Source organism: Streptomyces sp. NPDC002574, assembly GCF_042889545.1.
In the GTDB taxonomy this organism is placed as follows: Bacteria; Actinomycetota; Actinomycetes; order Streptomycetales; family Streptomycetaceae; genus Actinacidiphila.
In genome coordinates, this window is sequence record NZ_JBIARB010000001.1 from 332306 (window position 1) to 351410 (window position 19105).

Consider the following 19105-nt stretch of genomic DNA (forward strand, 5'->3'; position numbering starts at 1 on the left):
AAATAATCAGCCCCAGCGGCCCGTGCGTCCCAGGAGCAGCGCGGTCGCCGCGACACCGGCCGTCGAGGTGCGCAGGACACTGGCACCGAGCCGGTAAGGCTTGGCGCCCGCGGCGGCCAGGGCGTCCAGCTCCTCGGGGGAGACACCGCCCTCGGGCCCGACGACCAGGACGATGTCGCCGTCCGCCGGAAGGGCCGCGGCGGCCAGCGGCTCGGACCCCTCCTCGTGGAGGACGGCGGCGAAGGCGGCACCGGCGAGCAGCGGCCCGAGTTGACGGGTCGTCAACATCTCGCTGACATCGGGGAAGCGCAGACGGCGGGCCTGCTTGGCGGCCTCGCGAGCGGTGGAACGCCACTTGGCGAGGGACTTGGCCCCGCGGTCGCCCTTCCACTGCGTGATGCAGCGGGCCGCGGACCACGGCACGATCGCGTCGACGCCGACCTCCGTCATGGTCTCCACGGCCAGTTCGCCGCGGTCGCCCTTGGGCAGGGCCTGCACGACCGTGATCCGCGGACGGGGGACGGGCTCCTCCCGGACCCCGGTGACCGCGACCTCGAGGGTGTCCTTGCCGTCCACGGCGGCCACGACGCCCTGCGCGCCCCGCCCCTGACCGTCCGTCAGTACGATCTCCTCACCGACCTGCAGCCGCCGCACGGAGACGGCGTGCCGCCCCTCGGGGCCGGAGAGGGTGATGCGGTCCGGGCCCAGGGCGCCGGGCTCGACAACGAAGACTGGGGCGGTCACAAAGCACTCCGGGCGGAGTCGAGTTCGGCCGCGAGCAGCCGGACGAGGTCGATGGCGGGCAGGTCCCTGGCCATGGCGTGCCCCTGGCCGGCCCACAGGGCCATCGCCCCGGGGTCACCGGCCGCGGCGGCCGCCGCGCGCACCGGGGCGGTCAGGAAGTGGACGCGCGGATAGCCGGGCGGGGCGTACCGGCCGTGCTCGCGCAGGTACCGGTTGACCAGCCCCCGCGCGGGACGGCCGGTGAACGCCCGGGTGAGCTCGGTCCCCGTGAAGTCGGGATCGGTCAGGGCCCGCTTGTGCACCGGGTGCGCCCCCGACTCGGGGCAGGCCAGGAAGGCCGTGCCCATCTGTGCGGCGTCGGCGCCCGCCGCCAGCACCGCGGCGATCTGCGCGCCGCGCATGATGCCGCCCGCCGCGACCAGGGGCAGCGACACGGCCGCCCGCACCTGCGGCAGCAGGACGAGCAGCCCGGTCTCGGTACCGTCCCGCTCCGGGTCGTCGCGGTGCGTGGACTGGTGGCCGCCGGCCTCGGCGCCCTGCACGCACACCGCCGCCGCGCCCGCCTCCTCGGCCGCCCGCGCCTCGGCGACCGAGGTCACGGTGACGACGGTGACCGTGCCGGCGTCGCCGAGGGCCCGCAGCACCGCGGGCTCCGGGCAGCCGAAGGTGAAGCTCACCAGGGGGACGGGGTCCTCCAGCAGGGCCGCGATCTTCGCCCCGTACGCGTCCTCCAGCACGGCGTCGCCGCCCGTGCCGGGGTCGCCCAGGGACGTGCCGTAGCGGGTGGCCTCACCGGCCAGCCGCGCGGCGAAGGCCTCGAGGTGTGCGGGGTCTGCGGTCTCGCGCTGCGGCATGAACACGTTCACACCGAAGGGCCGCGAGGTGAGCCCCCGGACCTGCGCGATCTGCTCGCGCATGGCCTGCGCGGTCCGGAAACCGGCCGCCAGGAAACCCACACCGCCGCCCTCGGACACGGCCGCCGCCAGGGCGGGGGTGGACGTCCCGCCGGCCATCGGCGCCTGCACGACCGGATGCGCGGCGAGGGTGGACAGATCGGTCAGCGCGGCCATGCGTCCATCGTTTCACGAGCCCGGACACACGGCCGCGCGGGGCGCGGGCGGGTGCCCGCGCCCCGTAGGTGTCACGCCATGCGCTCAGCGGCCGTTGAAGGCGTCCTTCAGCCGCGAGAACAGACCCTGCTGGCCCGGCTGGAACTGGCCGAGCGGCCGCTCCTCGCCGCGCAGCTTCGCCAGCCGCCGCAGGAGCTCCTCCTGGTCCGGGTCGAGCTTGCCCGGGGTCTGCACCTCGACGTGCACGACCAGGTCGCCCCGGCCGCCGCCGCGCAGATGCGTGATGCCGCGCTGGTGCAGCGGGATCGACTGGCCGGACTGCGTGCCCGGCCGGATGTCGATCTCCTCCAGGCCGTCCAGGGTCTCCAGCGGCACCTTCGTGCCCAGCGCCGCCGCCGTCATCGGGATGGTGACGGTGCAGTGCAGGTCGTCGCCGCGCCGCTGGAACTGCGAATGCGGCAACTCGCGGATCTCCACGTACAGGTCGCCGGCGGGGCCGCCACCGGGGCCGACCTCGCCCTCGCCCGCGAGCTGGATGCGGGTGCCGTTGTCGACACCGGCGGGGATCTTCACCGTCAGCGTGCGACGCGATCGGACCCGGCCGTCGCCCGCGCACTCCGGGCACGGGTTCGGCACGACGGTGCCGAAGCCCTGGCACTGCGGGCAGGGCCGGGAGGTCATGACCTGGCCCAGGAAGGACCGGGTGACCTGGGAGACCTCACCGCGGCCGCGGCACATGTCGCAGGTCTGCGCGGAGGTGCCGGGGGCGGCGCCCTCGCCGTGGCAGGTGTTGCAGACGATCGCCGTGTCGACCTGGATGTCCTTGGTCGTGCCGAAGGCGGCCTCGTCGAGCTCGATCTCCAGCCGGATCATCGCGTCCTGGCCGCGCCGGGTGCGCGAGCGCGGACCGCGCTGGGACGCCGTGCCGAAGAAGGCGTCCATGATGTCGCTGAAGTTGCCGAAGCCCTGGCCGAAGCCCGCGCCCGCGCCGGCACCGCCGCCGTTGGCGGACAGCGGGTCGCCGCCGAGGTCGTAGACCTGCTTCTTCTGCGGGTCCGACAGCACCTCGTAAGCGGCGTTGATCTCCTTGAACCGCTCCTGGGTCTTCGGGTCCGGGTTGACGTCCGGGTGCAGCTCGCGCGCGAGACGGCGGAAGGCCTTCTTGATCTCGTCCGGACTCGCGTCGCGGCGCACGCCGAGCACGGCGTAGTAGTCGGTGGCCACTACGACTCCGCCAGGATCTGTCCGACGTAACGTGCCACTGCGCGTACCGCTCCCATCGTTCCGGGGTAGTCCATGCGGGTCGGGCCGACCACGCCAAGTTTCGCGACCGCCTCGTCGCCCGAACCGTAGCCGACGGAGACGACCGATGTGGAGTTCAGGCCCTCGTGGAAATTCTCGTGACCGATTCGCACGGTCACGCCCGAATCCCCGGCCTCGCCCAGCAGCTTGAGGAGCACGACCTGCTCCTCCAGCGCCTCCAGCACCGGGCGGATCGTGAGGGGGAAGTCATGGCCGAAACGGGTCAGGTTGGCGGTGCCGCCCAGCATGATCCGCTCCTCGGTCTCCTCGACCAGGGTCTCCAGCAGCGTCGCCAGCACGACCTGGACGGAGGGCCGGTCGTCCGGCTCGAAGCCGTCCGCGAGGTCCTGCACCAGCTGCGGGACGTCGGCGAAGCGGCGTCCCACCACCCGGCTGTTGAGCCGGGCCCGCAGATCGGCCAGCACGGTCTCGCCCACCGGCGCGGGGGCGTCGACCAGCCGCTGCTCGACCCGGCCGGTGTCCGTGATCAGCACCAGCATCAGCCGGGCCGGTGCCAGGGCCAGCAGTTCGACGTGCCGCACGGTCGAGCGGGTCAGCGACGGGTACTGGACGACGGCGACCTGCCGGGTCAGCTGCGCCAGCAGCCGCACGGTGCGGGCCACCACGTCGTCGAGGTCCACGGCGCCGTCCAGGAAGTTCCCGATGGCCCGGCGCTCCGCGCCCGACAGCGGCTTGACGTTCGTGAGCCGGTCGACGAACAGCCGGTAGCCCTTGTCGGTCGGCACCCGGCCGGCGCTGGTGTGGGGCTGCTGGATGTAGCCCTCCTCCTCCAGCACGGCCATGTCGTTGCGCACCGTGGCCGGGGACACCCCCAGCCGGTGGCGTTCGGTGAGCGCCTTGGAGCCGACCGGTTCCTCGGTGCCCACGTAGTCCTGGACGATGGCGCGCAGCACTTCGAGCCGTCGTTCGCTCAGCATTGCGGCGTCCACCTCCAGTCGTCCGTTCACCGGTGCGTCGGTCGTTCTCCGTGCCCTGGCACTCCCGACAAGTGAGTGCCAGCTTTCCCCAAGTCAGTGTACGGCGGGGAGGCAAGACCTCGGCAAGGGCGGTCCGCACCCGGACCCCTTCGACCGGCCACCGTAGCGCGCGCGGCCCACCCGGGCGGGGATACCGTCGCGGTGTGGAGACGACACCGACGGCGCCGGGGGCCTTCGGCGGCTGGGAGCACCTGGCGCCCGGGGTCGCACGCTGCCGGATGCCGTTCCTGGACGTCACCATCGGGGTCGTGGCCGGCGACGAGGGGGTCCTGCTGGTGGACACCGGCTCCTCGGTCGCCGAGGGGGCCGAGCTGGGCCGCCGGGTGCGGGAGCTGACCGGGCGCGACGTGACGCACATCGCACTGACCCACGGTCACTTCGACCATGTCTTCGGGACGGCCGCCTTCCCCGGCGCCCAGGTCTTCGGCGAGATGACGCTCGGCGCCCACCTCGGCCGCGAGCGGTCCGCGCTGCGCCTGGACGCGATCGAGTACGGCGTCGCCGAGGAGGCCGCGACGCGGGCCGCGGACGTCCTGGTGCCCCCCGGCCACCTCGTCGACGGCCGCTGCGCGGTGGACCTCGGCGGCGACCGCGAGGTCCTGCTGGTCCACCCCGGTGAGGGACACACCACCCACGACCTGGTGGTGGTCGTGCCCGGCACGCCCGTCGTGGTCTTCTGCGGCGACCTCGTCGAGGAGTCCGGCGAGCCCCAGGCCGGCCAGGACGCCGCCCCGGGCGGGTGGCCGGGCACCCTGGACCGGCTGCTGGAGCTGGGCGGCGAGAGCGCGCTCTACGTCCCCGGACACGGAGCCGTGGTCGACGCGGGCTTCGTCCGAGCCCAACGGGACGCGCTGGCGGCCCGGTTCGGATCCGGTTGAGCGGCGGTCCGCCCGGATACGATCCCTGGCATGCGCAGCCGGAACTACGACGCCGATCTCACCCCGCCCTGGAAGCGGCCGTCCGTGCCCGCGCCCGAGGTCGCGGCCGAGCGGGACCTGGTGGTGGAGGAGGTCTCCACCGGCTTCTGCGGAGCGGTGATCCGCTGCGAGAAGACCGCCGAGGGGCCCACCGTCACGCTGGAGGACCGCTTCGGCAAGCACCGCGTCTTCCCCCTCGTGCCGCGCGGCTTCCTCCTGGAGGGCAAGGTCGTCACCCTGGTGCGCCCCACCTCCGCCGCGCCCTCCGGCCCGCGGCTGACCGCCTCCGGCTCCCTCGCCGTCCCCGGCGCACGCGCCCGGGTCGCCCGCGCCGGGCGCATCTACGTCGAGGGACGCCATGACGCGGAGCTCGTCGAGCGGGTCTGGGGCGACGACCTGCGGGTCGAGGGCGTCGTCGTGGAGTACCTGGAGGGCGTCGACGACCTGCCCGCCATCGTCTCGGCCTTCGCCCCGGGACCCGGCGCACGGCTCGGCGTGCTCGTCGACCACCTCGTCCCGGGCTCCAAGGAGTCCCGGATCGCCGCCTCGGTCACCGGCGACCACGTCCTCGTCGCCGGCCACCCCTACATCGACGTCTGGGAGGCCGTGAAGCCCTCCTCCGTCGGCATCCCCGCCTGGCCGGCCGTGCCGCGCGGCCAGGACTGGAAGACCGGGGTGTGCCGCGCGCTCGGCTGGCCGGAGAACACCGGAGCCGCCTGGCAGCACATCCTCGGCTCCGTCCGTTCCTACAAGGACCTCCAGCCGGAACTGCTGGGCCGTGTGGAGGAGCTGATCGACTTCGTCACGGCCCCGGGCGCCTGATCAGTCGACCAGGTCCCTGACCACCGCGTCCGCGAGCAGCCGCCCGCGCAGTGTGAGCACCGCCCGCCCGGCCTCGTAGTCGCCCGGCTCCAGCAGGCCGTCGGCCACCGCGCGCCCGGCGGCCTCCGCCCCGGCCGGGGCCAGGATGTCCAGCGGGCAGCCGTCCGCGAGCCGCAGCTCCAGCAGAATGCGCTCCACCCGGCGGTCCTCCGCGGCCAGCACCTCGCGGCCCGCGCCGGGACTGCGCCCCTCCGCGAGCGCCGCCGCGTACGCCGCGGGGTGCTTCACGTTCCACCAGCGCACGCCGCCCACATGGGAGTGCGCGCCCGGTCCGGCCCCCCACCAGTCGGCGCCCGTCCAGTACAGCTCGTTGTGACGGCACCGGGCCGACGTCGAGGTCGCCCAGTTGGACACCTCGTACCAGTCGAACCCGGCCTCCGACAGACGCTCCTCCGCGATCAGGTAGCGGTCCGCGTGGACGTCGTCGTCGGTCATCGGCACCTCGCCCCGCCGGATCCGGCGGGCCAGCTGCGTGCCCTCCTCCACGATCAGCGCGTACGCCGACACGTGGTCCGGGGCCGCGTCGATCGCCGCGTCCAGGGACGCCCGCCAGTCGTCGTCCGACTCCCCCGGCGTGCCGTAGATCAGGTCCAGGTTCACGTGCTCGAAGCCGGCCGCCCGCGCCTCCGCCACGCAGGCCTCCGGCCGGCCCGGCGTGTGCTTGCGGTCCAGCACCCGCAGCACGTGCTGCCGGGCGCTCTGCATCCCGAACGACATCCGGTTGTAGCCCCCGGCCCGCAGCTCCGCCAGGTACGCGGGGTCCACCGACTCCGGATTCGCCTCCGTCGTGACCTCGGCCCCCTCCGCCAGGCCGAACTCGTCCCGGATCGCGCCCAGCATGCGGGTCAGGTCCGCGGCCGGCAGCAGGGTCGGCGTGCCGCCTCCGACGAACACCGTCTCGACGCGGCGGGCGTCGTCGCCCAGCACCTTGCGGGCGAGCCGGATCTCGTCGATGAGCGTGTCCGCGTAGTTCTCGCGGGAGGCGAGCACGCCGCCGGTGCCGCGCAGCTCGGCGGCGGTGTAGGTGTTGAAGTCGCAGTAGCCGCAGCGGGTGGCGCAGTACGGGACGTGCAGGTAGAACCCGAGCGGGCGGTTCTCCGCCCCGGCGAGGGCTGCGGCGGGCAGCGTGCCGTTGGGGGGCATGGGTTCGCCGTCGGGCAGTACGGATGGCATACGCCCATTGTGCCGGGTTGTTCTTCCCCGCCCGCCCGCCCGTGTGCCCGGCGCGGTCTGGGCGCCCCGACGCGCGTTTCGTGGGGGCCGGGTCCGGGGCCTCCGGGGCCGGCCATTCTGGACAGCACATTTAGGTGCCTCAGGCACTCTCCGCTGGTCACCCCGGGTCGTGCACCCAAATATGCTCCACAGTCCAGAACACCCACCCCTACACCCCCGCCCCCTCCGAGAGCTGTCGCGCCTGATCCCCGGTGGGGGGTCTGGGGGCGGTCCGGGTGACCGCGGTTGCTTGGATCCCCCCACCGGTGTGTGGGGGCGGTGACGGCTGCGCACTTGGACGGCGTTGCGCCAACGGGTGGCCCGAGCACGGTGCCGTCTCTACCCCTCTCCGGGGATCAGGCGCATGACGAGACCGAGGGGGCGGGGGAGTTGGGGGCACCCCCGGCCGGAGGCTGGGGGAGGGTGGATGTTCTGGACGCTGCGGGATATTTGTGCGCACTATCCGGGCAGGGACGGGATGAGCAGGTGCTGGAAACGCGCGTAAATATCCCAGTCCAGGACGTGCAGCCCCGGAGGCACCGCACCCGGCCCACCCACCACGCGCGCCGGGGCCACTGACTTCACAGGGCTGGGGGCACCCCCGGCCGAAGGTTGGGGGAGGGAGGGCGGGCGGGGAACAAACCACCGCGGCAACGACGGCGGCGCGGACGACTACTGGGCCCGCAGGACGAGCAGCGCCAGATCGTCGTCCGGCGGAGCCGGATCGTACGCGTGCACCGCCCTGCGAATCCGCTCCGCGACCCCCGCCGCCCCCAACCCCACGCACCCCGCGAGCACCGCCGCGAGCCCGTCGTCGTCGTCGAACTGCCGGTTGCCGCTGCGCCGCTCCGTGACGCCGTCGGTGACGCACAGGAGCGTGTCCCCGCGGGCGAGGTGGAACGATTCGCTTCGGTAGTGCGCGTCGTCCGTGATGCCCAGGAGTATCTGCGGGACGGCCGCGGCACGGACCGTGCCCTCCCCGTTCAGGACGAGCGGCAGCGGGTGGCCCGCGCTGGCGAGGGTGCACAGGACGCCGCCGCCGTCGCCGGGCACGATCTCGCCGTAGAGCAGGGACAGGAAGCGCGGGCCGGTCTCCCAGCCCGGGCCGAGGCCGTCGCCGAGGGTGGCCGCGGCGGCCTCGTCCGCGAGGGCGCGGTTGAGGCGGTCGAGGACCTCGGCGACGCCGTGGCCCTCCCGGGCCAGGAGCCGCATCACGGGACGGGCCAGCCCGGTGACCGCGGCGGCCTCGGGTCCGTTGCCCTGGACGTCGCCGAGGGCGAAGCACCAGCGGCCGCCGCCGGCCGGGAAGATGTCGTAGAAGTCACCGCCGACGACGTCGGCGCGCGTGGGCTCGTAGACGACGGCCGTTTCGACGCCGGGTACGGTGCCGAGCCCCGCGGGCAGCAGCCCGCGCTGGAGGACGCGGCTGATCATGGCCTGCCGGGCGTACTGCCGGGCCGTGCCGACCGCGAGGGCGACGCGGCGGGCGAAGTCCTCGATGAGCCCGATGACCTCGTCGGGCATGCGCATGAGCCCGGTCCTGCCGAGCAGCAGCGTGCCGTGGCAGCGGCCGCCGGCGACGAGCGGGCAGGCGAGGGCGGCGCCCATGGCGTCGGTCCCGTCGGCGGTGGCGGGCCAGGGCCAGGGGACGGCGCCGGAGCGGCCGTGGGGCGGCGGCGGGGGCGGGTCCTTCTCCAGGACCATGCGCAGCCCGTCGATGCGGCTCTCGGCGGCGTGCCAGACGCGGGCGAGCCGCGGTTCGGTCGTCCCGGGGCCGTCGGCGCCGAGCCAGACCGCGCACCAGTCGGCGAGCCGGGGCACCAGGAGCTGTCCGGCCAGTGCGGCCACCATGTCCTCATCGAGCTGCCCGGCGAGCAGGTCGGACGCCTCGGCGAGGAAGGACAGCGAGCCGCGGCTGATCCAGTCGCCGTCGGACCGGCGGGCGGCCTGGCGCGGCAACGGCGCCAGGATCTCGGCGGCGCGCAGCCCGCCCAGCAGCGTGCGGTCGCTGTCGGCGGGCGGGGCGTGGTGCTCCTCGGGGTCGTGGGCGGCGGCGAGCCGGCACCAGATGGTCTTGAGGTCGCGCCGGTAGGTGATGCCCCATGCCTCGGAGAGCGCCGCGACGAGCTGGAGACCGCGGCCGCCGTCGCGGCCCTCCCGTTCCAGTTCGGCCCGGTCGCGCACCACGCGGGCGGGGTGGTGGTCGGACACCTCCACCACGAGGCCGTCCTGCTCGAGCCGGCAGAGCAGTTCGACCGTGGTCCCCGCATGGATGACCGCGTTGGTGACGAGTTCGCTGACCACCAGGACCGCGTCGGCGGCCAGGCGCTCGTCGGGGCCGGGTCCGTCCGTCGTCCAGGCGCCGAGCGCGGCGCGGACGAACTTGCGGGCGGAGGAGGCGGCGAGCTGGTTGCCGGGCAGGCTGGTGCGGGAAACGAAATCCCGTGGCATGGAATCTGGCCCCACTGTGCGGCTCCCGAGCAGATCCGGCATTGCGCCCTTGAGGGCAGGGTCAGCGTGACAGACTGAGCGCGCTCATAAGCGCCGAGTCACCGAAGAAGGCCGTCATGGCTCTTAAATCGGCTGTTCCCGCCCCGAAAACCGCTACTCCTGCGCGTCAGCGTGTCGCTGATCCGCCACCGGGAGAGGAGTGGATACGGGCGGCGGAACTCCGGCCGCTGCTGACGGCGATGAGGTCGCTGTGCGAGGGGGACTTCCGGGTACGGCTGGACGAACAGCGGGAAGGACTGCAGGCCGAGCTCGCCGGAACGTTCAACCAGATCGTCTCCCGGGAGCGGCACTTCTCCTCCGAACTGGCCCGCGTCCGGCGGGAGGTGGTCCGCCAGGGCCGGCTGGACGAGCGGCTCGCCGACAGTCCCGGCCAGGGGTCGTGGGCGATGAACGTACAGGCGGCGAACACCCTCGTCGACGCCCTGGTGATTCCGGCGGAGAACGCGACCCGGGTGCTGGACGCGGTGGCGGGCGGCGACCTGACCCAGCGGGTGGACCTGCACGACGGCAGCCGGCCGCTGCGCGGCGATCTGCGGCGGCTGGGCCGGGCGGTCAACCGCATGGTGGACCAACTGTCGCTGTTCACCGGCGAGGTGACGCGCGTCGCGCGCGAGGTCGGCACCGAGGGGCGGCTCGGCGGACGGGCCAAGGTGCAGGGACTGTCGGGCAGTTGGCGGGACGTGACCGAGGCGGTCAACGCGATGGCCGCCCGGCTGACCGCCCAGGTCCGTGACATCGCGCTGGTGACGACGGCGGTGGCGCGTGGCGACCTGACCCGTCAGGTGACCGTCGAGGCCACCGGCGAGCTGCTGGAGCTCAAGCTGACCGTCAACACGATGGTGGACCAGCTGTCGGCCTTCGCCGACGAGGTCACCCGGGTGGCCCGCGAGGTCGGCACCGAGGGCCAGTTGGGCGGCCGCGCCCAGGTCCGGGGTGTGTCGGGAGTGTGGAAGGACCTGACGGACAACGTCAACTTCATGGCGTCCAACCTGACCTCGCAGGTGCGCAACATCGCCCAGGTGACGACGGCGGTCGCCGACGGGGACCTGTCGAAGAAGATCACGGTCGACGCCCGCGGCGAGATCCTGGAACTGAAGGACACCATCAACACGATGGTCGACCAGCTGCGCGGCTTCGCCGGCGAGGTGACGCGCGTCGCGCGCGAGGTCGGCACCGAGGGCCAGTTGGGCGGCCGCGCCCAGGTCCGGGGTGTGTCGGGAGTGTGGAAGGACCTCACCGACAACGTCAACTTCATGGCCGACAACCTCACCAGCCAGGTCCGCAACATCGCCCAGGTCGCCACCGCCGTCGCCCAGGGCGACCTCGGCAAGACCATCACCGTCGAGGCCAAGGGCGAGATCCTCGAACTCAAGTCGACCATCAACACGATGGTCGACCAGCTCTCGGCCTTCGCCGACGAGGTCACCCGGGTGGCCCGCGAGGTCGGCACCGAGGGGAACCTCGGCGGTCAGGCGCAGGTCCGGGGTGTGTCGGGGGTGTGGAAGGACCTCACCGACAACGTCAACTTCATGGCGTCCAACCTGACCAGCCAGGTCCGCAACATCGCCCAGGTGACCACCTCGGTGGCCAACGGCGACCTGTCGAAGAAGATCACGGTCGACGCCCGCGGCGAGATCCTGGAACTGAAGGACACCATCAACACGATGGTCGACCAGCTGCGCGGCTTCGCCGACGAGGTGACGCGCGTCGCGCGCGAGGTCGGCACCGAAGGCCGGCTGGCCGGCCGCGCCCAGGTCCGCGGCGTGTCGGGGGTGTGGAAGGACCTCACCGACAACGTCAACTTCATGGCCGACAACCTCACCAGCCAGGTCCGCAACATCGCCCAGGTCGCCACCGCCGTCGCCCAGGGCGACCTGTCGAAGAAGATCGACGTCGACGCGCGCGGCGAGATCCTGGAGCTCAAGACCACCATCAACACGATGGTGGACACCCTCTCCTCCTTCTCCTCCGAGGTGACCCGGGTGGCCCGCGAGGTCGGCAGCCAGGGCCAGCTGGGCGGTCAGGCCCGCGTCGAGGGCGTGTACGGCACGTGGAAGCGCCTGACGACCAATGTCAACGAGCTGGCCTCCAACCTCACCACGCAGGTCCGCGCCATCGCGGAGGTGGCCTCCGCCGTGGCGCAGGGCGACATGTCCCGCAGCATCACGGTCGAGGCGCAGGGCGAGGTCGCCGAGCTCAAGGACAACATCAACCTGATGGTGTCCAACCTGCGCGAGACCACCCGCGCCAAGGACTGGCTGGAGTCCAACCTCGCCCGCCTCGCCGGCCTGATGCAGGGGCACCGCGACCTCATGGAGGTCGCCGACCTGATTCTGCGCGAGCTGACCCCGCTGGTGAACGCCCAGTACGGGGCCTTCTTCCTGGCCGAGACCGAGGCCGACGGCTCCGGGTCCACCCGCTTGCGCGCCCCGCGCGGCCTCGCGTTCATCGCGGGCTACGGGTCGGCGCAGGGCGCCACCGTCGACACCCCGGGGATGCCCGCGCACGGGCTGGTGCGGCAGGCGGCGCTGGAGAAGAAGCGCATCCTGGTGGAGGAGGCCCCGCCCGACTACATCAAGATCAATTCGGGGCTGGGCGAGGCCGCCCCTGCCAGTGTCGTGATCATTCCGATCCTCTTCGAGGACGAGCTGCTGGGGGTCATCGAGCTGGCGTCGTTCTCCCGCTTCTCCGACGTCCACCTGGCCTTCTTCGACCAGTTCGTGAACACCATCGGTGTCGCGATCAACACGATCATCGCCAACTCCCGCACGGAGTCGCTGCTGTCGCAGTCGCAGCGGCTGGCGCAGCAGCTCCAGGAGCGCTCGGACGAACTCCAGCGCCAGCAGGCGGAGCTGCAGCGCTCCAACGCCGAGCTGGAGGAGAAGGCGGCCCTGCTGGCCACCTCCTCGCAGTACAAGTCGGAGTTCCTGGCCAACATGTCGCACGAGCTGCGCACCCCGCTCAACTCACTGCTCATCCTGGCCCGGCTGCTCGCCGACAACCCCGACGGCCATCTGAACGAGCAGGAGGTGCAGTTCGCCGGCACCATCCACCGTTCCGGCTCGGACCTGCTGCAGCTGATCAACGACATCCTCGACCTGTCGAAGATCGAGGCCGGCCGGATGGACGTCCGCCCCAAGAAGCTGCCGCTGATCAAGCTGCTGGACTACGTGCACGCCACCTTCCGCCCGATCACCCTGGACCGCGGGCTCGCCTTCGACGTCACCGTCGGCGAGGACGTACCGCGCGAGATGTTCTCCGACGAGCAGCGGCTCCAGCAGATCCTGCGCAATCTGCTCTCCAACGCGATCAAGTTCACCTCGCAGGGCCGGGTCGAGCTGCGCGTGGCGCGGTGCGAGGGCTCCGACGACCTGATCGCGTTCGCCGTGCGGGACACCGGCATCGGCATCGCCGGGGAGAAGCTCCCGGTGATCTTCGAGGCCTTCCAGCAGGCCGACGGCACCACCAACCGCAAGTACGGCGGCACCGGCCTCGGCCTGTCCATCAGCCGGGAGATCGCGGGCCTGCTCGGCGGCCGCATCGTCGCCGAGAGCGAGCCCGGCCGCGGCAGCACCTTCACCCTCTACGTCCCGGCCGTGTACGCGGGCCACGCCCCCGGCTCCGGCGAACCCGAGCCGGAGCACGCCGGCGGTGGGGAGGGCGGCGGCAAGGGACCTCTGGCGGCGCCCGCCTGGCGCGACGGCGGCCGCCGTCCCCTCGCCGCCCTGGCCACCTACCTGCCCGCGGAGCAGGCCCCCGCCTGGCCCACCTCGACCCGGCTGGAGGAGTGGCGCGACGGCCGCGCGGGCCGTGTGCTGAGCGGCAACCGCGTGCTCATCGTGGACGACGACATCCGCAACGTCTTCGCCCTCACCCATGTGCTGGGCCGGGTCGGCATGCCGGTGCTCTACGCCGAGAACGGCCGCGAGGGCATCGAGACGCTGGAGAAGAACCCCGACGTCGCGCTGGTCCTGATGGACATCATGATGCCGGAGATGGACGGCTACGAGACGATCGAGGCCATCCGCCGCACCCCGCGCTTCGCGGACCTGCCGATCATCGCCCTGACCGCCAAGGTGATGCCCGGCGACCGCGAGCGTTCCATCGCCTGCGGTGCCAACGACTACGTGCCCAAGCCGGTGGACGTCGACCGGCTGCTCAACACCGCGCACCTGCTGCTGGATCCGGAGGCCGCCGAGGACGCGGCGCGCGGCGGCCACCGCCCGGAGGACACCGGCCCGTGCGAGGACCCGGACCATCCCGACGACCCGGACGATCACGGGGTCCCCGGCGACGCCGGGCGGCCCGGCCGGTGACGGGCGGCACCGCCGGCACGGTCACCGGCACCGACAGGGCGGGCATCCTCCTGGTCGACGACATGGAGGACAACCTGATCGCCCTGGAGGCCATCCTCGGCTCGCTCAACCGGCCGATGGTCCGCGCCCGTTCCGGGGAGGAGGCGATGAAGGCGCTGCTGCGCCAGGAGTTCGCCGTGGTCCTGCTGGACGTCCTCATGCCGGGCATGGACGGTTTCGAGACCGCCGCGAACATCAAGCGCCTCGACCAGACCAAGGACATCCCGATCATCTTCCTGACCGGGAACGACCTCGACACCGCCTTCGCCTTCCGCGGCTACGCCACGGGCGCGGCGGACTACCTGACCAAGCCCTTCGACCCCTGGGTGCTGCGCGCCAAGGTCTCCGTCTTCCTCGAACTCCACCGCACGACCCGGGAACTGCGCGACCTGCTGGCCCGCGACCGGGAGCGGCTGGACGCCGTCGCGGAACGCCTCACGGCCGTCGAGCGGCATCTCGCCGCCGACGGCCGTGCCGACGTGGCCGAACTGGCGCTCCGCGTGGCGGCGCTGGAAAGCGCCGTCCGCGGGGTCGACCTGCCGGGCCCGCGCCGGGGCGACTGACCCGGCGGGGCGGGCGCGGGGCTCAGACCTCGCGGGTGCCGGAGTACATGTCGTCGATCAGGTCCTTGAACTCCCGCTCCACGACCGGCCGCTTGAGCTTCAGGCTCGGCGTCAGGTCGCCGTGCTCGACGTCGAGGTCGCGGGGCAGCACCCGGAAGGTCTTGATCTGCTGCCAGCGCTGCAGGTCGTCGTTGAGGCGCCGTACGTAACCGCCGATCAGCTCGCGTACCTGGTCCGAGGCGACGACCTCCGCGTACGGCCGGCCCGCCATGCCGTTCTCCGCGGCCCAGCCGAGGATGGTGGGCTCGTCGAGGGCGATCAGTGCGCTGCAGAAGTTGCGTGAAGCGCCGATCACCAGGACGTTGCTGACGAACGGGCACACGGCCTTGAACTGGCCCTCGACGGCGGCCGGCGCGATGTACTTGCCGTTCGAGTTCTTGATGATGTCCTTTTTGCGGTCGGTGATGGTGAGGAAGCCGTCCGCGGACAGTTCGCCGATGTCGCCGGTGTGGAACCAGCCGTCGGGCTCCAGCACCTCGGCGGTCTTCTCCGGCAGCCCGTGGTAGCCCTGCATGATGCCGGGGCCGCGGAGCAGGATCTCGCCGTCCTCGGCGATGCGCACCTCGGTACCGGGCAGCGGCTTGCCGACGGTGCCGGTGCGGTACGCCTCGCCCGGGTTGACGAAGCTGGCCGCGCTGGACTCGGTCAGGCCGTAGCCCTCCAGGATGTGGATGCCGGCGCCGGAGAAGAAGTAGCCGATCTCCGGGGCCAGGGCCGCGGAGCCGGAGACGCAGGCACGCAGCTTGCCGCCGAAGGCCTCGCGGAGCTTGCCGTACACCAGGCGGTCGGCGACGGCGTGCTGCGCGGACAGCGCGAAGGGCGCGCTGGGCGTACCGGTGCGGCGGCGGTTGTCCTGGGTGACCTTGGCGTACTCGCGGGCGACCTCGGCGGCCCACTTGAAGATCTTGTACTTCGCGCCGCCGCCGGCGCGGGCCTTGACGGCCACGCCGTTGTAGACCTTCTCGAAGATCCGGGGGACGGCGGCCATGTAGGTGGGCTGGACCACCGGCAGGTTCTCGATGATCTTGTCGACCCGGCCGTCCACAGCGGTCACGTGGCCGATGGTGATGTGCCCGGCGGTGAGCACCTTGCCGAAGACGTGCGCCAGCGGCAGCCAGAGGTACTGCACGTCCGCCGCTTCCAGCAGGCCGTTGGCCTCGATGGCGCGGGCCATGTACGCCCAGCAGTCGTGCGGCAGGCGGACGCCCTTGGGACGGCCGGTCGTACCGGAGGTGTAGATGAGGGTGGCCAGCTGGTCCTTGGTGAGCGCGCCCACGGCCTCGCGGACCGCCTCGGGGTTCTTCTCCAGGTAGAGGGCGCCGCGCTTCTCCAGGTCGGCCAGGGAGAGCACCCACCCGTCGTCGGTGCCGGTTTCGACGCCCTCCGCGTCCATGACCACGACGTGGCTCAGTTCGGGCAGCTCGGCGCGTCGCCCGAGCACCTTGGCCAGCTGGGCGGCGTCCTCGGCGATCAGCAGGCGGCTGCCGGAGTCGGCGAGGATGAAGGCCGTCTCGTCGGCGTTGGTGCTGGGGTAGACCGTGGTGGTCGCGGCGCCCGCGCACAGCACGCCCAGGTCGGCCAGGATCCATTCCACCCGGGTGGCGGAGGCGATGGCCACCCGCTCCTCGGGGCGTACGCCGAGGTCCATCAGACCGGCCGCGATGGCGAAGACCCTGGTCGCGGCCTCCTGCCAGCTGAGCGAACGCCAGGAGTCCGGTCCGCCGCCCGCCGAGGGCACCGGGTAGCGGTACGCCTCGGCGTCGGGCGTGGCCTCGACGCGCTCCAGGAACAGGTTCGCCACCGAGGGCGGCCGGTTCTCGATCAAAGTCTGCGTGTCGGTCACGACAACCTCCGGGGCCCGCCACATTGCTGGGTGACTCGCGAGTAACCCGCGATTGGTGATCAGGGTAGGCAATCCGCGCCCGGTTTGTAAGGGGCCGCGGTCACCGCGTTGCAACCACGCGGAGTGATATGGGTGACAGATACATCTAGTTTGCCCGCGGGTACGTCCCCTGGATCGCGCGTGCCACAGACGCAAACGGCGGGCTCTCCCGGAATCCGGGGAGCCCGCCTCCCGCCGTCACGCCGGCCACCCTCCGGCGACACCGCGGAGCTCAGGGGCGATCAGCCGCCGATGGGCAGGCCGCCGATCATGCCGGTGGTGCCGCCCGACTTGCCGACCCCGCCCAGCAGTTCGCCCGTCTTCCCGGTGACCGCCTTCAGGCCGGTCCTGGTGACCTCGTCCTTGGCGTCCAGGAGCTTCATCGGACCCTTCCCGAGCGGGAGCGAGCCGTCACCGGCGAAGGCGGGGGACGCGGCGGCACCGGCGGCGCCCAGCGCGATCACGGAACCTGCGACGACGGCCGCGGCCTTCGAGTACTTCACGACACATTCCCCTTCCACGGCGACGACTTTCGCCGCCGTCACCATGGGTAACGCCCGCGACCAGCCCCGGAAACCGCACGTGGGCGGCTTTTTCCCCAATCACCCGAATGCCGCACCGCTCATACGAAAGGGCGCCTGCCCGGTCATCGGACAAACGCCCCTCGTGTGCGGTCAGTCGGGCGGCGGACCGCCCGTCCCGCCCCCGCCGGCGGTTACTTCTTCTTGGCCGCGCTCTCGTCGCTGGACAGGACCGCGATGAAGGCCTCCTGCGGCACCTCCACGGAACCGACCATCTTCATCCGCTTCTTGCCCTCCTTCTGCTTCTCCAGCAGCTTCCGCTTGCGGGAGATGTCACCGCCGTAGCACTTGGCGAGGACGTCCTTGCGGATGGCGCGGATGGTCTCGCGGGCGATGACCCGGGAACCGATGGCGGCCTGGATCGGCACCTCGAAGGCCTGCCGCGGGATGAGCTCGCGCAGCTTGGCGACGAGCCGCACGCCGTACGCGTACGCCGCGTCCTTGTGCGTGATCGCAGAGAAGGCGTCCACCTTGTCGCCGTGCAGCAGGATGTCGACCTTGACCAGGCTGGAGGTCTGCTCGCCGGTGGGCTCGTAGTCGAGGGAGGCGTAACCGCGGGTCTTGGACTTCAGCTGGTCGAAGAAGTCGAAGACGATCTCGGCGAGCGGCAGGGTGTAGCGGATCTCCACCCGGTCCTCGGAGAGGTAGTCCATGCCCAGCAGCGTGCCGCGCCGGGTCTGGCACAGCTCCATGATCGCGCCGATGAACTCGGTGGGCGCCAGGATCGTGGCGCGCACCACCGGCTCGTACACCTCGCTGATCTTGCCCTCGGGGAACTCGCTGGGGTTGGTGACGATGTGCTCGGCACCGTCCTCCATGACCACGCGGTAGACCACGTTGGGGGCGGTGGCGATCAGGTCGAGGCCGAACTCGCGCTCCAGGCGCTCGCGGATCACGTCCAGGTGGAGCAGGCCGAGGAAGCCGACGCGGAAACCGAAGCCGAGGGCGGCGGAGGTCTCCGGCTCGTAGACCAGGGCGGCGTCGTTGAGCTGGAGCTTGTCCAGCGCGTCGCGCAGTTCCGGGTAGTCCGAGCCGTCCAGCGGGTACAGGCCCGAGAACACCATGGGCTTGGGGTCCTTGTAGCCGCCCAGGGCCTCGGTGGCGCCCTTGGACTGCTGGGTGATCGTGTCACCGACCTTGGACTGGCGGACGTCCTTCACGCCGGTGATCAGATAGCCCACCTCGCCGACGCCGAGGCCGTCGGCCGGCAGCATCTCCGGGGAGTTGGTACCGATCTCCAGCAACTCGTGGGTGGCGCCGGTGGACATCATCTTGATGCGCTCGCGCTTGCTGAGCTGCCCGTCGACGACCCGGACGTAGGTGACGACGCCGCGGTAGGAGTCGTAGACCGAGTCGAAGATCATCGCGCGGGCGGGGGCGTCCGCGACGCCGACCGGGGCCGGGACGGTCTCCACGACCCGGTCGAGCAGCGCCTCGACGCCGAGACCGGTCTTCGCCGAGACCCTCAGCACGTCGGAGGGGTCGCAGCCGATGAGGTTGGCCAGTTCCTCGGAGAACTTCTCGGGCTGCGCGGCCGGCAGGTCGATCTTGTTCAGCACCGGGACGATGGTGAGGTCGTTCTCCATCGCCAGGTAGAGGTTGGCCAGCGTCTGCGCCTCGATGCCCTGGGCGGCGTCGACCAGCAGGACCGTGCCCTCGCACGCCGCGAGCGACCGGGAGACCTCGTAGGTGAAGTCCACGTGCCCCGGGGTGTCGATCATGTTCAGGATGTGCGTCCTGCCCTCATCGGCGCCCGTGGTGGGCGCCCAGGGCAGACGGACCGCCTGGGACTTGATCGTGATGCCGCGCTCGCGCTCGATGTCCATCCGGTCGAGGTATTGGGCGCGCATCTGCCGCTGATCCACCACACCGGTGAGCTGGAGCATCCGGTCGGCAAGCGTCGACTTGCCGTGGTCGATGTGCGCGATGATGCAGAAATTGCGGATCAGCGCCGGGTCGGTACGGCTCGGCTCCGGCACGTTCGAAGGGGTCGCGGGCACGCAGGGTCCTGTCTCTTGAGGCGCCTGT

The 19105-nt window shown here is 72.1% G+C and carries 13 protein-coding genes; 4 read left to right on the plus strand and 9 right to left on the minus strand.

The features are described from left to right. Positions 1-6 precede the first annotated feature (6 nt). The 4 genes from ACFYXS_RS01650 to hrcA form a co-directional block, all read right to left on the minus strand. The gene (locus ACFYXS_RS01650) at positions 7-744 is read right to left on the minus strand and encodes a 16S rRNA (uracil(1498)-N(3))-methyltransferase (protein WP_389242635.1); all 738 of its coding nucleotides are present in this window, start codon (positions 742-744) and stop codon (positions 7-9) included. Then, entirely contained in the window at positions 741-1814 is a 1074-nt protein-coding gene (locus tag ACFYXS_RS01655) for a nitronate monooxygenase (protein ID WP_389242637.1), read from the minus strand. Before ACFYXS_RS01655 ends, ACFYXS_RS01650 begins: the two co-directional genes overlap by 4 nt. An 84-nt stretch (positions 1815-1898) precedes the next feature. Next, on the minus strand, positions 1899-3038 hold the full coding sequence (gene dnaJ / locus ACFYXS_RS01660; protein WP_389242639.1) for a molecular chaperone DnaJ: 1140 nt from the start codon (positions 3036-3038) through the stop codon (positions 1899-1901). Then, positions 3038-4054, minus strand: a complete 1017-nt coding sequence (hrcA, locus tag ACFYXS_RS01665; protein WP_389242641.1) for a heat-inducible transcriptional repressor HrcA — start codon at positions 4052-4054, stop codon at positions 3038-3040. The genes dnaJ and hrcA overlap by 1 nt, the downstream gene beginning before the upstream one ends. Before the next feature lie 203 nt (positions 4055-4257). On the opposite strand from hrcA, the gene ACFYXS_RS01670 reads away from it, so the two are divergent. Both ACFYXS_RS01670 and ACFYXS_RS01675 read left to right on the plus strand, forming a co-directional pair. Further along, positions 4258-4992 carry an MBL fold metallo-hydrolase gene (locus tag ACFYXS_RS01670; RefSeq protein WP_389242643.1) on the plus strand — a complete coding sequence of 245 codons (735 nt, stop codon included), beginning with the start codon at positions 4258-4260 and terminating at the stop codon, positions 4990-4992. Between the two features lie 30 nt (positions 4993-5022). Beyond that, a complete protein-coding gene (locus ACFYXS_RS01675) occupies positions 5023-5853 on the plus strand; it encodes a DUF3097 domain-containing protein (RefSeq protein WP_389242645.1) in 831 nt (276 codons plus the stop codon). Here ACFYXS_RS01675 and hemW read toward each other — a convergent pair whose 3' ends face one another. After that, positions 5854-7086, minus strand: a complete 1233-nt coding sequence (gene hemW / locus ACFYXS_RS01680; RefSeq protein WP_389242647.1) for a radical SAM family heme chaperone HemW — start codon at positions 7084-7086, stop codon at positions 5854-5856. Between the two features lie 711 nt (positions 7087-7797). Further along, complete coding sequence (locus ACFYXS_RS01685; protein ID WP_389242649.1) at positions 7798-9576, minus strand: SpoIIE family protein phosphatase; 1779 nt, start codon at positions 9574-9576, stop codon at positions 7798-7800. 239 nt (positions 9577-9815) lie between these two features. Between ACFYXS_RS01685 and ACFYXS_RS01690 the strand changes: the two genes are divergently transcribed. Beyond that, on the plus strand, positions 9816-13952 hold the full coding sequence (locus ACFYXS_RS01690; RefSeq protein ID WP_389242651.1) for a HAMP domain-containing protein: 4137 nt from the start codon (positions 9816-9818) through the stop codon (positions 13950-13952). A gap of 62 nt (positions 13953-14014) precedes the next feature. Then, entirely contained in the window at positions 14015-14554 is a 540-nt protein-coding gene (locus ACFYXS_RS01695) for a two-component system response regulator (protein ID WP_389243487.1), read from the plus strand. A 22-nt stretch (positions 14555-14576) separates the two neighbouring features. Here the strand turns inward: ACFYXS_RS01695 and ACFYXS_RS01700 are convergent, their stop codons facing one another. The 3 genes from ACFYXS_RS01700 to lepA form a co-directional block, all read right to left on the minus strand. Then, positions 14577-16457 carry an AMP-dependent synthetase/ligase gene (locus ACFYXS_RS01700; protein ID WP_389242654.1) on the minus strand — a complete coding sequence of 627 codons (1881 nt, stop codon included), beginning with the start codon at positions 16455-16457 and terminating at the stop codon, positions 14577-14579. Between the two features lie 281 nt (positions 16458-16738). Further along, a complete protein-coding gene (locus tag ACFYXS_RS01705) occupies positions 16739-16999 on the minus strand; it encodes a hypothetical protein (RefSeq protein WP_389242656.1) in 261 nt (86 codons plus the stop codon). Between the two features lie 212 nt (positions 17000-17211). Next, positions 17212-19077: a translation elongation factor 4 gene (lepA, locus tag ACFYXS_RS01710; RefSeq protein ID WP_389242658.1), complete on the minus strand. Its 1866-nt coding sequence runs from the start codon at positions 19075-19077 to the stop codon at positions 17212-17214. Positions 19078-19105 lie beyond the last annotated feature (28 nt).

Excerpts from the sequence above, each read along its gene's own strand:
- ACFYXS_RS01655 (WP_389242637.1), bottom strand. The coding sequence starts at position 1,814 with ATGGCCGCGCTGACCGATCTGTCCACCCTCGCCGCGCATCCGGTCGTG.
- hrcA (WP_389242641.1), bottom strand. The coding sequence starts at position 4,054 with ATGCTGAGCGAACGACGGCTCGAAGTGCTGCGCGCCATCGTCCAGGAC.
- ACFYXS_RS01675 (WP_389242645.1), top strand. The coding sequence starts at position 5,023 with ATGCGCAGCCGGAACTACGACGCCGATCTCACCCCGCCCTGGAAGCGG.
- hemW (WP_389242647.1), bottom strand. The coding sequence starts at position 7,086 with ATGCCATCCGTACTGCCCGACGGCGAACCCATGCCCCCCAACGGCACG.
- ACFYXS_RS01685 (WP_389242649.1), bottom strand. The coding sequence starts at position 9,576 with ATGCCACGGGATTTCGTTTCCCGCACCAGCCTGCCCGGCAACCAGCTC.
- ACFYXS_RS01690 (WP_389242651.1), top strand. The coding sequence starts at position 9,816 with ATGAGGTCGCTGTGCGAGGGGGACTTCCGGGTACGGCTGGACGAACAG.
- ACFYXS_RS01695 (WP_389243487.1), top strand. The coding sequence starts at position 14,015 with ATGGAGGACAACCTGATCGCCCTGGAGGCCATCCTCGGCTCGCTCAAC.